General features: G+C 56.7%; 11 protein-coding genes and 1 pseudogene. 4 read left to right on the top strand and 8 right to left on the bottom strand.

The window, feature by feature from the left end; genetic code table 11:
• Nucleotides 1-78 precede the first annotated feature (78 nt).
• From AC1RKG_RS23620 to guaB, 3 genes and pseudogenes are all read right to left on the bottom strand, one after another.
• A pseudogene (locus AC1RKG_RS23620) lies at nucleotides 79-147 on the bottom strand (integrase); the annotation flags it as partial.
• Nucleotides 148-454: 307 nt separating this feature from the next.
• Nucleotides 455-2032, bottom strand: a complete 1578-nt coding sequence (guaA, locus tag AC1RKG_RS23615) for a glutamine-hydrolyzing GMP synthase (RefSeq protein ID WP_493183784.1) — start codon at nucleotides 2030-2032, stop codon at nucleotides 455-457.
• 176 nt (nucleotides 2033-2208) lie between these two features.
• Complete coding sequence (guaB, locus tag AC1RKG_RS23610) at nucleotides 2209-3672, bottom strand: IMP dehydrogenase (RefSeq protein ID WP_020828138.1); 1464 nt, start codon at nucleotides 3670-3672, stop codon at nucleotides 2209-2211.
• A gap of 170 nt (nucleotides 3673-3842) precedes the next feature.
• Here guaB and xseA point away from each other — a divergent pair, with 170 nt between their 5' ends.
• Nucleotides 3843-5219, top strand: a complete 1377-nt coding sequence (gene xseA, locus AC1RKG_RS23605) for an exodeoxyribonuclease VII large subunit (RefSeq protein WP_116689966.1) — start codon at nucleotides 3843-3845, stop codon at nucleotides 5217-5219.
• Between the two features lie 131 nt (nucleotides 5220-5350).
• On the opposite strand, the gene AC1RKG_RS23600 is transcribed toward xseA, so the two are convergent.
• Both AC1RKG_RS23600 and AC1RKG_RS23595 read right to left on the bottom strand, forming a co-directional pair.
• Entirely contained in the window at nucleotides 5351-7717 is a 2367-nt protein-coding gene (locus AC1RKG_RS23600) for a glycoside hydrolase family 31 protein (RefSeq protein ID WP_493183783.1), read from the bottom strand.
• Between the two features lie 11 nt (nucleotides 7718-7728).
• Nucleotides 7729-9036 (bottom strand): MFS transporter, encoded by a 1308-nt coding sequence (locus tag AC1RKG_RS23595; RefSeq protein ID WP_115058263.1) that lies wholly within the window; start codon nucleotides 9034-9036, stop codon nucleotides 7729-7731.
• Between the two features lie 365 nt (nucleotides 9037-9401).
• On the opposite strand from AC1RKG_RS23595, the gene AC1RKG_RS23590 reads away from it, so the two are divergent.
• The 3 genes from AC1RKG_RS23590 to AC1RKG_RS23580 all read left to right on the top strand — a co-directional run bounded on the left by AC1RKG_RS23590 (nucleotide 9402) and on the right by AC1RKG_RS23580 (nucleotide 11934).
• Nucleotides 9402-10484, top strand: coding sequence for a LacI family DNA-binding transcriptional regulator (locus AC1RKG_RS23590; RefSeq protein WP_020828142.1), 1083 nt, complete (start codon nucleotides 9402-9404; stop codon nucleotides 10482-10484).
• An 83-nt stretch (nucleotides 10485-10567) separates the two neighbouring features.
• Nucleotides 10568-11593, top strand: a complete 1026-nt coding sequence (locus AC1RKG_RS23585) for a M4 family metallopeptidase (RefSeq protein WP_115058262.1) — start codon at nucleotides 10568-10570, stop codon at nucleotides 11591-11593.
• Entirely contained in the window at nucleotides 11593-11934 is a 342-nt protein-coding gene (locus tag AC1RKG_RS23580; protein WP_046372907.1) for a protealysin inhibitor emfourin, read from the top strand. Before AC1RKG_RS23585 ends, AC1RKG_RS23580 begins: the two co-directional genes overlap by 1 nt.
• A gap of 46 nt (nucleotides 11935-11980) precedes the next feature.
• Here AC1RKG_RS23580 and AC1RKG_RS23575 read toward each other — a convergent pair whose 3' ends face one another.
• The 3 genes from AC1RKG_RS23575 to der form a co-directional block, all read right to left on the bottom strand.
• On the bottom strand, nucleotides 11981-12214 hold the full coding sequence (locus tag AC1RKG_RS23575; RefSeq protein ID WP_046372906.1) for a zinc ribbon domain-containing protein: 234 nt from the start codon (nucleotides 12212-12214) through the stop codon (nucleotides 11981-11983).
• 13 nt (nucleotides 12215-12227) lie between these two features.
• Entirely contained in the window at nucleotides 12228-13184 is a 957-nt protein-coding gene (locus tag AC1RKG_RS23570; RefSeq protein ID WP_020828147.1) for an AEC family transporter, read from the bottom strand.
• A 99-nt stretch (nucleotides 13185-13283) separates the two neighbouring features.
• Complete coding sequence (gene der, locus AC1RKG_RS23565; RefSeq protein ID WP_020828148.1) at nucleotides 13284-14771, bottom strand: ribosome biogenesis GTPase Der; 1488 nt, start codon at nucleotides 14769-14771, stop codon at nucleotides 13284-13286.
• Between the last annotated feature and the right edge of the window lie 193 nt (nucleotides 14772-14964).

Genomic DNA, 14964 nt, shown 5'->3' with positions numbered 1-14964 from the left:
CACAACCTCCACTCAGGGGAGTGTTTATCATGCCGGAATTCTGTTTCTGAATGGAGCAGGATTTTGGGGTAGGGTCACATCACGGTCATTAACTTTATAGAGTTTCTCCTTCGGCTTAAGGTGACGCAGCCTGGTGTCAGTCAACATGGTTTATTGTTTTCCTTTATCAAAAAATACCATGTTGTAAAAAATCCAGAAAAGTCATTTAACTCTCTGTTTTTAATTGAGTTATAAAAAACAAATACCATAACTCAACCGAAATTTATCACATGGTACTTTTTCAAACCTGAATTCGAAACCAGAGAGTACCATCAAAAATTCCATTGAAAAAACCGTGCTTCCCGTTGCTAAAAGCTGCCAGAAAGTGCCAGACACAAAAACAAAAAAGCCCGCAATTACGCGGGCTTAGAGGTACTTTACTGCTTTTACGTGCAGGCTGTTGCCAGACGTTAAATCATTCCCACTCAATGGTAGCCGGTGGCTTACCGCTGATGTCATAAACCACACGGGAAATGCCGTTGACTTCGTTGATGATGCGGTTGGAGACGCGGCCGAGGAAATCGTACGGCAGGTGCGCCCAATGTGCGGTCATAAAGTCGATGGTTTCCACTGCGCGCAGTGAAACAACCCAGTCGTATTTACGGCCATCGCCCATCACGCCAACCGAACGCACCGGCAGGAACACGGTGAATGCCTGGCTGACTTTGTTGTAGAGATCGGCTTTGTGCAGCTCTTCGATGAAGATCGCATCGGCACGGCGCAGCAGATCGCAGTACTCTTTCTTCACTTCACCCAGTACGCGTACGCCCAAACCTGGGCCCGGGAACGGGTGACGGTAAAGCATGTCGTACGGCAGGCCCAGTTCCAGACCGATTTTGCGCACTTCGTCTTTGAACAGCTCTTTCAGCGGCTCGACCAGGCCAAGCTTCATCTCTTTCGGCAGGCCACCCACGTTGTGGTGCGATTTGATCACGTGCGCTTTGCCGGTGGCGGAAGCGGCGGATTCGATCACGTCCGGGTAGATGGTGCCCTGCGCCAGCCATTTCACTTCAGTCTGCTTGCAGGCTTCTTCGTCGAACAGTTCAACGAACACGCGGCCGATGATCTTGCGCTTGGCTTCCGGTTCGTCAACGCCGGCTAACGCGCTCAGGAAGCGATCTTCCGCCGCCACGTGAACGATGTTCAGGCCGAAGTGGTCGCCAAACATTTCCAGCACCTGGTCTGCTTCATTCAGACGCAGCAGGCCGTTATCGACGAACACGCAGGTCAGGCGTTTACCGATGGCGCGATGCAGCAGCATTGCGGTCACGGAAGAATCGACGCCGCCGGACAGGCCGAGGATCACGTGATCTTCGCCCACCTGCTCACGAATGCGCTCTACCGCATCTTCGATGATGGTCGCCGGGGTCCACAGGGCTTCACACTGGCAGATATCCAGCACGAAACGCTCCAGCATGCGCTGGCCCTGTCGGGTGTGGGTCACTTCCGGGTGGAACTGCACGCCGTAGAAGCGTTTTTCTTCGTTGGCCATAATGGCAAACGGGCAGGTATCGGTGCTGGCAACGGTCACGAAGTCGGACGGGATAGCGGTCACTTTGTCGCCGTGGCTCATCCACACGTCGAGCAGCGGTTTACCGGTTGGGCTCAGCGCGTCTTCGATGCCGCGAACCAGTGCGCTGTCGGTGGTAATTTCCACCTGCGCGTAACCGAATTCACGCTCGTTGGAACCTTGCACATTGCCGCCCAGCTGCATTGCCATGGTCTGCATGCCGTAGCATACGCCCAGCACAGGTACACCGGCGGTGAACACGTATTCTGGCGCACGCGGGCTGTTGGTTTCGGTGGTGCTTTCCGGGCCGCCGGACAGGATGATGCCGCTCGGATTGAATTCGCGGATTTGCTCTTCGCTAACGTCCCAGGCCCACAGCTCGCAGTAAACGCCGATTTCGCGCACGCGGCGGGCGACCAGTTGGGTGTATTGCGAACCAAAGTCCAGAATCAGAATGCGATGCTTATGGATATTTTTTGTCATGTGAGGCGAATTCCAGCAACAGAGAAAAAGGAAAATCTAAAACGTTAGGACAGTTTCAGTCGGCGAGGCCAAACAGTTGGTGGTCGCCCGCAGCACAGCATGCGCAGTTGACATAAAGTCAATGAGCAATGCGAGCAGCGGACGGCGAACAAATGCGCCGGCCGCAGCCCCTGAAATTAACCCATGCGGTAGTTCGGTGACTCTTTGGTGATGGTCACGTCATGCACGTGGCTTTCCTGAATACCGGCGCCGCTGATGCGAACAAATTCAGCCTTGGTACGCAGGTCGTCGATGGTGGCGCAGCCGGTCAGGCCCATGCAAGAACGCAGGCCGCCCATTTGCTGGTGTACGATCGCTTTCAGCATGCCTTTGTAAGCCACGCGGCCTTCGATACCTTCCGGCACCAGTTTGTCGGCGGCGTTATCGGTCTGGAAGTAACGGTCGGAAGAGCCTTTGGACATCGCGCCCAGTGAACCCATACCACGGTAGGATTTGAACGAACGGCCCTGATACAGCTCGATTTCGCCCGGTGATTCTTCGGTACCCGCCAGCATGGAGCCGACCATTACGCAGGATGCGCCGGCCGCGATAGCTTTGGCGATGTCACCGGAGAAGCGAATGCCGCCGTCGGCGATGACCGGGATACCTGTCCCTTCCAGCGCTTCAACCGCATCGGCGATGGCGGTGATCTGCGGTACACCTACGCCGGTTACGATACGAGTAGTACAGATGGAGCCAGGGCCGATACCTACTTTGACCGCGCTGACGCCGGCGTCAGCCAGCGCTTTGGCACCGGCTGCGGTAGCCACGTTGCCGCCCACGATCTGCAGATCCGGGTATTTGGCGCGCGTTTCGCGAATACGCTGCAATACGCCTTCGGAATGGCCATGCGAAGAGTCGATCAGCAGCACGTCAACGCCGGCGGCGACCAGCGCATCAACGCGCTCTTCGTTACCTGCACCTGCACCCACCGCTGCGCCAACGCGCAGACGGCCATGCTCGTCTTTACAGGCGTTTGGCTTGCGTTCCGCTTTCTGGAAGTCTTTTACGGTGATCATGCCCAGCAGGTGGAAGCTGTCGTCCACTACCAGCGCTTTCTCAACGCGTTTTTCGTGCATTTTCTGCAGCACGACTTCACGCGCTTCGCCTTCTTTCACCGTAACCAGACGCTCTTTCGGCGTCATCACGGCGGTAACAGGCTGGTTCAGATCGGTGACGAAGCGGACGTCGCGGCCGGTAATGATACCGACCAGTTCGTTCTCTTCGGTGACGACAGGGTAACCGGCGAAACCGTTACGTGCGGTCAGCTCTTTCACTTCTTTCAGGGTTGTGGCAGGGGTTACGGCTTGTGGATCGGTTACCACGCCGCTTTCATGTTTTTTCACGCGGCGGACTTCTTCTGCCTGACGCTCGATAGACATGTTTTTGTGAATGAAGCCCAGACCGCCTTCCTGCGCCAGCGCGATGGCCAGGCCGGATTCGGTAACGGTATCCATGGCTGCGGACAGCATAGGGATATTCAGGCGGATATTTTTGGTCAGTTGGGTGCCGAGCTCAGCGGTATTAGGCAGAACCGTAGAGTGAGCTGGAACCAGGAGAACGTCGTCAAACGTTAGTGCTTCTTTCGCGATACGTAGCATGGGCAATATCTCACCAGAGTGGGCTGTGAAAAAGATAAAATATTGCCGCGGCATTATACAGAGCGTAATCGGTTGCCTCCAGCACTTTCTCACAAAAACTCTTGATTACCTTTTTCAGCCATGTAGTATCGACCAATTAAGTGCTTGTTTTGAAATTTGATCTGGGTCACATGTCGATACCTGTTTCGCCTTCCATTTTTACCGTAAGCCGCCTGAATCAGACGGTTCGACAGCTGCTGGAAATGGAAATGGGCCAGATTTGGCTCTCCGCCGAGATCTCCAACTTCTCCCAGCCGTCTTCAGGTCATTGGTATTTCACGCTGAAAGACGACCGCGCGCAGGTGCGTTGCGCGATGTTCCGCAACACTAACCGTCGTACTACCTTCCGCCCGCAAAATGGCCAACAGGTGCTGGTGCGTGCCAGCATCACGCTGTATGAGCCGCGCGGCGACTATCAGCTGATCGCCGAAAGCATGCAGCCCGCCGGCGACGGCCTGTTGCAACAGCAGTTCGATCAGTTAAAACAGCGACTGAGCGCCGAAGGCCTTTTCGACCAACAGTTCAAACAGCCGCTGCCCAGCCCGGCCAAACGCGTCGGGGTGATTACCTCCGCCAGCGGCGCGGCGCTGCACGATGTGCTGCAGGTGCTGCAACGGCGCGATCCTTCATTGCCCATAGTTATCTACCCTACTTCGGTGCAGGGCGCGGAAGCCCCCCTGCAGATTGTACGTGCCATCGAAACGGCCAACCGCCGTGACGAGTGCGACGTGCTGATCGTCGGCCGTGGCGGGGGTTCGCTGGAAGACCTGTGGAGCTTTAACGACGAACGCGTTGCGCGGGCGATTTTCGCCAGCCGCATTCCGATTGTCAGCGCCGTCGGCCACGAAACCGACGTCACCATTGCCGACTTTGTCGCCGATCTGCGTGCGCCAACCCCTTCTGCCGCTGCCGAACTGGTCAGTCGCAATCAGTTGGAACTGCTGCGTCAGTTGCAATCACAGCAACAGCGGATGGAAATGGCGATGGACTACTACCTGGCGCAGCGCCAGCAGCAGTTCACCCGCATCAACCACCGTTTGCAGCAGCAGCACCCGCACCTGCGTCTGGCGCGCCAACAAACGCTGTTGTTCAAACTGCAACGTCGGTTGGAAGACGGCATGCAAAACCAACTGCGTCTGTCTTCGCGTCGCAGCGAGCGGGCTCAGCAACGGCTGGCGCAGATGCAACCGCAGGCGCGTATTCACCGCTACCAACAACGCGTGCAGCAACAGGAATACCGTTTGCAGCAGGCATGGGATCGCCAGCTTAACGGCCTGCGCCAGCGCTTCGGCGTCGCCTGCAGCCAACTCGAGGCCGTCAGCCCGCTGGCGACGCTGGCCCGCGGCTACAGCGTGACGCAAACCCCGCGCGGCGAACTGCTGAAAACCACTAAGCAGGCTCAGGTTGGCGAACTGCTGAAAACCCGCCTGCAGGATGGCTGGGTGGAAAGCGAGGTGAAAACCATCACCGTGGCCAAGAAGCCGCGCAAAAAACGCGCGGCCGAATAATCCCGTCATACTTGAAGCCGCATCTGTGTTGGCTTCACCCGCTCACCCGAATCACTTACCTGAGTAAGCTCGTCGGGATGAGCGTTCTTGCCGCCTTGATGCCACTCCAATTATTTAGGGTATAACTTTTACTACTCCAGCGTAAAACGGCTGCGCGGCACGCCGTTAATCCACAGTTCTCGCGTCTCTCCAGTTGGCAAACTGCAGGCCAACGTCTGCCACGCCGGTTTGAACCGGCCTTCGGCAGTGATGTTCAGCATGATGCGTTGAGTGTCGCTGAGCATCTCCCAGCGCAGCCACAGCGCATCGCCCTGCTGCCAGCCATAACTTTCCCCGTCATCTTCGAATAACAGCCCTGAAGCGCTGCCACAGCCTTTGAGCGGATACAGCTTCAGCTCGCGCCGATCGTCCGCCGTCACGTCAACATGCGCCAATCGCGACGACAAAGGTATCGCGGCACCGGCACGTACCAGCAGCGGCAAGCGCTCCAGCGGTGCTTCCAGCAGTACCTCCTGGCCGCCGCTGAACCATTGGCCGCTGTAGAAGCAGTACCAACCGTCGCCGTTATCCGGCAGATACACCGGCCGCTGACGCTGCCCCTGCTCCACCACGCTGGCTACCAGCAGGTCGCGACCCATCATAAAATCATCGGTTTCGTTCAGCGTGCGCTCATCATGCTCGTGGTCGAGGAAGGTCGGGCGCAGCATCGGTTCGTCGTCGACGCAGGCCTGCCACAGCAAGGTGTAGAAATACGGCATCAGCCGATAACGCAAAGCAATCGCCTCGCGCACTGCCGGCGTCACCGCAGGGTACATCCAGGGTTCGTTAACCGTGGCGTCGTCGTTCCAGGAGTGGATGGTGAAACGCGGATGCATCACGCCATTTTGCACCCAGCGCACCAGCAGTTCGGCGTCCGGCCTGTCGCCGGAGAAACCGCCCACGTCATGCCCGAGGTTGTACAAACCGGACAGGCTCATACCCAGCCCCATGCGAATGTTGTAACGCAGGGTTTGCCAACTGGTACGGTTATCGCCGCTCCAGGTCTGCACATAACGTTGCATACCGGCACAGCCGGAGCGTGAAATCAGGTACGGCCGCAGCTCAGGGGCAAAGCGCTGCTGCGCCTCCATCGAGGCGCGCATCATCAGCAACGGCATCACCGGACGAATATGTTTGATGGCGATCGGCCGGCCAAAACCGTGGCAACGCGCCTCGCCGTCCCACACTTCATATTCGTTATTGTCATTCCAGGTGGAATCGATGCCCATCTCCAGCAGTTGCTGAGTCACGCCCTGCTGCCACCAGTGCACTGCCGCCGGGTTGGTGAAGTCCAGATGTGAGCCTTCGTCGTCCCAAAAGCTGGAGCGCTCCGGCCTATCGCTTTCTGAATCGCGGATAAACAGCCCTAACTGCGCCGCCTGTTGATACTGCGGATGATCCTGCAACAGGCACGGCTTGATGTTGGCCGCCAATTTCAATCCGGCATCGTGGAAAGCCTGACTCAGCTGCTTGGGTTGCGGCACCTTGTCGTAGTTCCAGTTGAACACGTAACGCTTGTTGCCGATCGAGGTATAACCCGAGGACAGCTGGAAGGAGTCACAGGGAATGTCATGTTGGTGACAAAGCTCAATAAACTGCTGTAGCTGCTGTTGAGCATCCGGCGCGTCGGTGTAATGCATGGTGGATCCGCTGTAGCCCAGGCTCCATTTTGGCCCGAAGTGTGTCTTGCCGGTCAGACGCACAAACGCCTTGGTGACATCCAGCACCTTTGGCCCGAGGAACAGATAATAATCCAAATCCCCCGCCTCGGCCTGATAGCGGCGATAGGCCAGGTGGTAATTGTCGATCTCGTTACCCAAATCCAGCCAGCAACTGCTCAGGTTGTCGTAAAACAGCCCAAAGCTGGCCTCTTCTCCACGGGTGATGGTGAAAGGAATGTGCTTGTACAGCGGGTCAGTGCTGGCGGCGTTGTAACCCATTGCATCCAGATTGCGCATTTCAAAACGGCGGCCGCTGCGCTCCAAATCACCGGCCTTCTCGCCCAGGCCATAATAGCGCTCGGCGGCATGGCGACGTTGATAATGGGCCACGCCGTCACCGTGCGGGTTAAGCAAATAGGCGCTGGTGGGCCGATCGGCTGCCAGCGGACGCCATTCACCGGCGGCGTTACAGTGTTCCCATTCCAGCCACAGCGGCTGATGCACGGTTACGCGCAGCGCAGAGGTGGTCAGCACCAACCGATCCTCATGCTGCTGCAAGTGGTAACCCGGCAGGCTGAAACCGGCGACGCTCAGCCGGTCGCGCCCTTCCCAGGGCACGTCGGTCTGTGGCGCAATGCTCCAGGTGCGATCCAGCGCCAGCTCTCCGCTGCGCTTGATCAACACGCGACACAGGTGGTTTTCCAACACGTACAGGCAAAACAGATGGCGTTCATCGACCAGCAGTTCAATACGATCGGCATACTGTCCTGCCAGCGTCCAGTTTTTTAAGGTTTTCATAGGCATCCAACTTAACTATTGAGTGTTTTTTTACCGCCGCGTTCGGCGATCAAAGCGATCAGGAACAGGGCGCCGATCAGGTCGAAGAAGCCCATGGCGATGAATAAGGGGTTAAAACCGACGGTGTCGGAGACCGCACCGATCAGCAACGTAAACAGGAAGCTGGCGATCCAGGCGCTGGAGCCGCGCATGCCGTTGACGGTCGCCATTTGGTTTTTATCGAACGACTCCACCACCAGCGCGCTGAGCATGCAGGAGATCACCTGGTGCCCGAAGCCACCGATCGAGATCAGGGCGATCGCCACGTAGGGATCTTTGGTGATCGCCACAAACGCCAGCGAAACCATCATAAAGGCGCCCGTCACCGAGCTGGCGACCACCGAGTTGACGCGGCTGCAGCCGAACCATTTTCGGTACAGGGTGGTGAGATAGCCGCTGGCGACGCTGCCGATGTCCGCCGCCAAAAACGGCAGCCAGGCAAACATGGCGATGTGCTTTAAGTCCATGCCGCGCTCGGTGGCCAGGTACAGCGGCACCCAGAAACTGAACACTGCCCAGGCCGGTTCGGCGAGAAAGGCCGGAATGGCGATGCCATAGAACTTTTTGTTGCGGCACAAAATCGCCAGCGACTTGAGAAACGGCAATCTGGGCAGTTCCGGCTCATTGTCTTCGCGGATCAGATCCAGTTCCTGCTGGCTCAGATTGGGGTGCTGCTGCGGCGAGTGATAGAACAACCACCACAATACTACCCAGATCAACGCCAGCGCGCCGGAGAACAAAAAAGCGCCCTGCCAGCCAAAGGAAACGTGGGCAATCACGATAATTGGCGGAGCCAGCATGGCGCCAATAGAGAAACCGACGCCCGCCCAACCGGCGGCGATCGGCCGCTCCTTTTTAGGGAACCAGTCGGAAATCGCCTTGGCGTTGGCCGGCGTGGCCGCCGCTTCCGCCCCGCCCATAAAGAACCGCAGGATAGCCAGTTGAAGCCAACTGCCCGCGCCGGCATGCAGCATGCAAACAACCGCCCAGATACTGGCGCAGATCAGAAAACCCATCTTCAGGCCAATCACGTCGATCAGCCAGCCGCAGATCGGCTGAAATACCGTATAGGCCAGTTGGAACGACGCCACCACCCAGGAGTACTGCTCGGTGGTCATGTTGAGGCTGGTTTTCAGTTCAGGTGCCAGAATGCCCAACGAATTACGGGTGATGTAGTTGACCGTTACGCCCAGTAAAAACAGCGCCAACATCCACCAGCGCAGTGATTTGAACTTGCGCCGGCCGGTATCGGCGACCCTTTGATTAATTTCAACACTCATCTGTCTTCTCTCCACGACGGCTGCCCGGTGCAACAGCGCGCCTTTTGGTAGGGTACGTTTTGGTATCGAAGGTATGGGCCGTGGAAAACTGCGGTATGTCTGACAAAGACCAACGCATCACGATCACAACCACATGATTTATTTTCGTTTTATTTATAATTCAGTCCATTAATTGGACTGATAAATCTATAAAGTTGGTATACCAATTCAGACTAACCAGCCGGAAGCGTGAGCGAAACGAGGTTTTTTGCAAAAATTCTCATGCATAGAATAAAAGCTCGCCATAATGGCGACAGAAGCCTGACAGTACGCTGAAAAAACACCGTGAAAATATTTTCATTACCGAATTTGAAGGAGATCACAGAATGAACGGAAAGCTGAAAATACAGGAAATTGCCCGGCAAACCGGGCTGTCGATCAGCACCGTTTCACGTGTATTAGCCGGTAAGTCCAATACCAGCGTCGAAGCTCGACAAAAGGTGTTGGCCTGCGCTCAACAGAACGGCATTCTGCAGGGCATTTCCAGCGGCAGGCTGATGCTCAATAACGTGATGGTCTTCGCCCCCCAGCGCGCTTTTGATGTGCGCACCGATATCTTCTACTACAAGGTGATCCAGGGGATCTCCGCCGCATTAGCTGAGCATGAAGTGCGGATCCGCTATTGTGGGCTGGAAGAACTGCACAGCGACGGCGCGTTGTTTCTGGAAAAAATGAGCGATCCGCAAACTCAGGCGGCGCTGATTATCGGCATCGACGACGAACACATTCACCAGTTGGCCGCCGACCTGAATAAACCCTGCGTACTGATTAACTGCACCGACCGCCAGATGCGGCTCGACAGCGTGTCACCCGATCACCAACTGATTGGCGAGTTCTCCGCCAACTATCTGATGCAACAAGGGCATAGCCATATTTTGAATCTGCAATGCCTGCGCCGCCACACCATGGAACTGCGGCTGGCGGGTATTAAACAAGCCTATGCGCGGCACAATATCGCCTTTGACGACGGCCGCCATCTGGTGACTACTTCCGGCTTCGGCAGCGAAGAAGCCGAACAGGCGCTTACCACCTTTATCAACCGGGTGAGCCACCGCTCGCAGCTACCAACGGCCATTCTTGCCGGTGGCGACTACATGGCGGTCGGCGCGGTCAAAGCACTGAACAAGCTGCAGCTGAGCGTGCCGGGCGATATCTCGGTGATGAGCACCGACGGCTTCAATCTGGCGGAAATTCACGACGTGCCGCTCACCTCGGTGCAGGTACCGCGCGACGAGCTGGGTTATGAGGCGATCCAACTGCTGCAACGCCGCATGCTGCGCGCCGATGCACCGCCTTGTAACCTGCTGCTGCACGGCAAACTGGCGGTACGCGCCTCGGTCAAACGCATCAGTCCCCATAAAACCAGCCCGGCGGTCAGCACCCATGACCACCGCCTTTACGATGTCTGAACTACACTTAGTGGCAGAATATTTATAAATACCCGATAGCTTGAAAGATGAGGGCTAAATTTTTTTGCCTAAGGAGAGCCACTATGCCGACCCTGACAGCACGTTCAGTCATTCCCCCTTATATGCTGCGCCGAATCATTGAACACGGCAGCCTACCGCAGCGCGACTGCGCATTGCACACCCTGAACCACGTCCAGAGCCTGCTCGGTAACAAGCCGTTGCGTGCGCCCGGCGCGAAAACCGCCAGTGCCGGCCAGGTTATTCGCGATATTTACGACGCCGAAAACGGTACCCAACTGCCCGGAAAACAGGTGCGTAATGAGGGCCAACCCAGTAACCACGACGTCGCAGTAGATGAAGCTTACGACTACCTCGGCGTGACCTACGATTTCTTCTGGCAGGCATTCAAACGTAATTCTCTGGACAATCGCGGTCTGCCGCTGACCGGCAGCGTACATTACGGCAAGGAATACCAAAACGCCTTTTGGAACGGCCAGCAGATGGTCTTTGGCGACGGTGACGGCGAAATATTTAACCGTTTTACCATCGCCATCGACGTGGTTGGCCATGAACTGGCGCATGGCGTTACCGAAAGCGAAGCAGGGTTAATTTACTTCCAGCAGGCTGGTGCGCTGAATGAGTCGCTGTCCGACGTGTTTGGTTCTCTGGTAAAACAATTCCACCTCAAACAGACCGCGGATAAAGCCGACTGGCTGATTGGCGAGGGACTGCTGGCGAAAGGCATCAACGGCAAGGGCCTGCGTTCCATGTCGGCCCCCGGTACGGCTTACGACGATCCGCTGCTGGGGAAAGACCCACAACCGGCCAGCATGAAGGATTATATTCAGACCAAAGAGGATAACGGCGGCGTACACCTTAACTCCGGCATTCCCAACCGCGCTTTCTATCTGGCAGCTAAAGCATTGGGGGGGTTTGCCTGGGAAAAAGCGGGCTATATTTGGTACGACACGCTTTGCGACAAGACGCTGCCGCAGGACGCCGACTTCGCTACCTTTGCCCGCACTACGGTAAAACATGCGCAACAACGTTTCGACGGTGACGTGGCGGATAAGGTGCAGCAGGCCTGGCATCAGGTGGGGGTGGAATAATGAAACCCTTGCCGACGCTCAATCAGGACACGGTCATTGAGCTGGCACGTGAAGGCGGCTTCGCCTTTATTCCCAAACTGGCTGGCCAGCGGCGCATTGCGCTGGCCGATATTACGCCGGAACAGCGGCAACGTCTGAATCAACTGTTGAACCAGACGCTGCCCTACGCGCAAGAGGAGGGGCAGCCAGGTTCTCCCGGCTGCGGCGACCAGCGCTACTTCCGCGTGCAAATCAGCTATTACAGCCAAACATTGAGTAGTGAAATCGTGCTGCTGATACCGGAAACCAGCGCCCCGCAGGCATTGATCGACCTTTGGAAAACCGGTCAGGTCGATGAGTGAACGGTTCTAAAGTTAGGGACGCAACGGCGAGTTAATCGGGGCGAATTTATTCGCCCTCTACCCAAGGTGTATAGCTGAACAACACGCGCTTTTTCGATATCAGCCCATGGCCATTTTGGCACAGATAATCTACCGCGCCGCAGGCCTTCAATTCTTGCAGCGGCTGCCGGCATTCCGGACACTCGGCCAACTGGCGATAATCGCTGTGACAGGCTTCGCAATGATAGTGACCCTTCACCCACTGCATTGCCTGGTGACATTGCGGACATAGCGCTTCCATAGACTCTCCCGAGTTAAATTACGCCCCATGAGCGTAAGAAATAGATCCCCAGCGCGGTGGTGAAAAACGACCCGACGGTGGTGATGGCGATAATGTTCGCCGCCAGCGTGGCATTGCCGCCCATGGCGCGCGTCATGACATAACTGCCGGAGGCGGTTGGCGTGGCCGAGAACAGGAAGATAATCCCCAATGCCGCGCCCTGGAAACCGCATAGCCAGCCACCCAACGTCATCAATATCGGCACCAGAAACAGTTTGGCACTGGAGGACAGCGCCGCCACATTGGACGAGCGGAACATGGCGCGCAAATCCAGGCTGGCACCGGTGCACAGCAGCGCCAGTGGCAACGACAACCCTGAGATATAGCTGCCGGTTTGCCGGATAACCTGTGGGATTTCCAGCCCGGTCTGGGCGAACAGCAACCCACACACCAGGCCGATAATCAGCGGGTTAGTGACAATACTGCGCAACAGCGACAGCCGGCTGATCTTCTTACCCTCTCCGCCCTGCAGGCTGCGGGTCAGGGTCACCACCGACAGTACGTTAAACAGGATCACCGTGACCGTCAGGTATAACGACCCCAGCGCAACCCCTTCGCTGCCATAAGCGGTCATGGCATAAGCCAGGCCGACGATGGCGGTATTGGCACGGAAACCACCCTGAACAAAGACGCCGCGCTCACGCGGTTCTTTCACCAGCCAGACGGCGGCTATCTCCAGCAACAGGAAAGTGGCGACGGTGCCGACCGCACCGTAGATCACCAGCGACAGGTTACCCAGCAGCTGCGGATGATTGGTGGCAATGCTGAAGAACAGCAAGCAAGGCAGCGCCAGATTGAACACCAACCGCGTGGCGCCATCAATAAAGCGGTCGTCCATCATCCGCCAGTGGCGTAGCAGCACGCCCAGCAACATCATTAACAGATTGGGTACGGTGACGCTGAACGCAAAACTCCAGGTTTCCCAGGACATGGTGTTCCTTCAGGCTGACGGCGGTAATCTTCAGATAATAAAACGATTTCGGCGCAATAAAAAAGGGGCGCGGTATGGTTACCGCGCCCCTCGTACTGATTATTTGCTTTTCTTCAGGTGGCTCATCAGGCGTTTACGTTTACGCATCTGGTTCGGCGTAAGCAGGTTGCGCTTGCCGGCGAACGGGTTTTCACCCTCTTTGAACTGGATGCGAATTGGCGTACCCATCACCTTCAGAGAACGACGGAAGTAGTTCATCAGATAGCGTTTGTACGAGTCGGCCAGATCGGTTACCTGGTTGCCGTGGATCACCACAATCGGCGGGTTGTACCCACCGGCGTGCGCGTATTTCAGCTTCACGCGGCGGCCACGCACCAACGGTGGCTGGTGGTCATCGGCAGCCATCTGCATGATTTTGGTCAGCATCGAGGTGTTCACGCGACGCGTCGCGCACTCGTAAGCTTCCTGTACCGATTCGAACAGGTTACCCACGCCGCTGCCGTGCAAAGCGGAAATGAAGTGCACACGGGCGAAGTCGACAAAGCCCAGGCGCAGATCGAGCATCTCTTTGACGTGCTCGCGATCTTCTTCGCTCATGCCATCCCACTTGTTGACCGCAATCACCAGTGAGCGCCCACTATTGAGGATAAAGCCGAGCAGCGAGAGATCCTGATCGGAAATGCCTTCGCGCGCATCGACGACCAGCAGCACGACGTTTGCGTCTTCGATCGCCTGCAGGGTTTTGATTACCGAGAATTTCTCTACGGTTTCCGTTACCTTGCCGCGTTTACGCACCCCGGCGGTGTCGATCAGCACGTATTCGCGCTCGTCGCGGACCATCGGGATATAAATGCTGTCACGGGTGGTGCCCGGCATGTCGTACACCACCACACGCTCCTCGCCGAGGATACGGTTAGTCAGTGTGGACTTACCAACGTTAGGACGGCCAACGATTGCCAGCTTGATCGGTAAATCTTGCGGGTTGAAGTCGTCTTCCGGCTCTTCTTCCTCGTCTTCAGGCAGTTCACCTTCTTGCTCGGCCCAATAAGCAGCGTTAGCCTCTTCTTCGGTCAGCTCGACTTCTTCCGGTTTTTCACCGACAAACGGCACCAGCACGTGTTCGATCAGCTGCGCCACGCCACGACCGTGGGAAGCGGCAATCGCATGCACGTCACCCAGCCCCAGCGAGTAGAAATCGGCGGTGGCCATGTCTGGATCCATGCCGTCGGTTTTGTTGGCGACCAGGAAGGTGGCTTTCTGGCGGTTGCGCAGATGCTGGGCGATGCCCTGATCGGCAGGCATCAGACCGGCGCGGGCATCGACCATAAACAGCACGATGTCTGCTTCTTCGATCGCCAATAGCGACTGGCCAGCCATGCGGGTTTCAACGCCGTCTTCGGTACCGTCAATACCCCCGGTATCGACGATGATGAATTCATTGCCCTCAACTTCTGCACGACCATACTTGCGGTCTCGCGTTAGCCCGGGGAAATCCGCCACCAGCGCATCGCGCGTATGTGTTAAACGGTTAAACAAGGTGGATTTACCCACATTCGGGCGCCCAACTAGCGCGACGACAGGTATCATTGTGAAGCCTCATTACTTAATAATCAATGCGTTACTGCACTATGGATAGACACCAGAAGTGCAGCTTATAAAATACGAAACGGCCCCTGAACACTCAGGAGCCGTTTTCCCCTTCATCTTTCGCGCCACAGCGGCGTTGTCTGCGCACCTTCGCCCCGGTCACTTAGTTCACTAAGCTCCCGAGGACTCATGC

The organism is Serratia sp. GW822-FHT06D09 (assembly GCF_058799515.1).
This window is presented reverse-complemented; position numbering and strand designations above follow the sequence as displayed.

What these genes read in the sequence shown, in the direction of transcription:
- guaA (WP_493183784.1), bottom strand. Translation starts at nt 2,032, where the DNA reads ATGACAAAAAATATCCATAAGCATCGCATTCTGATTCTGGACTTTGGT.
- guaB (WP_020828138.1), bottom strand. Translation starts at nt 3,672, where the DNA reads ATGCTACGTATCGCGAAAGAAGCACTAACGTTTGACGACGTTCTCCTG.
- xseA (WP_116689966.1), top strand. Translation starts at nt 3,843, where the DNA reads ATGTCGATACCTGTTTCGCCTTCCATTTTTACCGTAAGCCGCCTGAAT.
- AC1RKG_RS23600 (WP_493183783.1), bottom strand. Translation starts at nt 7,717, where the DNA reads ATGAAAACCTTAAAAAACTGGACGCTGGCAGGACAGTATGCCGATCGT.
- AC1RKG_RS23595 (WP_115058263.1), bottom strand. Translation starts at nt 9,036, where the DNA reads ATGAGTGTTGAAATTAATCAAAGGGTCGCCGATACCGGCCGGCGCAAG.
- AC1RKG_RS23590 (WP_020828142.1), top strand. Translation starts at nt 9,402, where the DNA reads ATGAACGGAAAGCTGAAAATACAGGAAATTGCCCGGCAAACCGGGCTG.
- AC1RKG_RS23585 (WP_115058262.1), top strand. Translation starts at nt 10,568, where the DNA reads ATGCCGACCCTGACAGCACGTTCAGTCATTCCCCCTTATATGCTGCGC.
- AC1RKG_RS23580 (WP_046372907.1), top strand. Translation starts at nt 11,593, where the DNA reads ATGAAACCCTTGCCGACGCTCAATCAGGACACGGTCATTGAGCTGGCA.
- AC1RKG_RS23575 (WP_046372906.1), bottom strand. Translation starts at nt 12,214, where the DNA reads ATGGAAGCGCTATGTCCGCAATGTCACCAGGCAATGCAGTGGGTGAAG.
- AC1RKG_RS23570 (WP_020828147.1), bottom strand. Translation starts at nt 13,184, where the DNA reads ATGTCCTGGGAAACCTGGAGTTTTGCGTTCAGCGTCACCGTACCCAAT.
- der (WP_020828148.1), bottom strand. Translation starts at nt 14,771, where the DNA reads ATGATACCTGTCGTCGCGCTAGTTGGGCGCCCGAATGTGGGTAAATCC.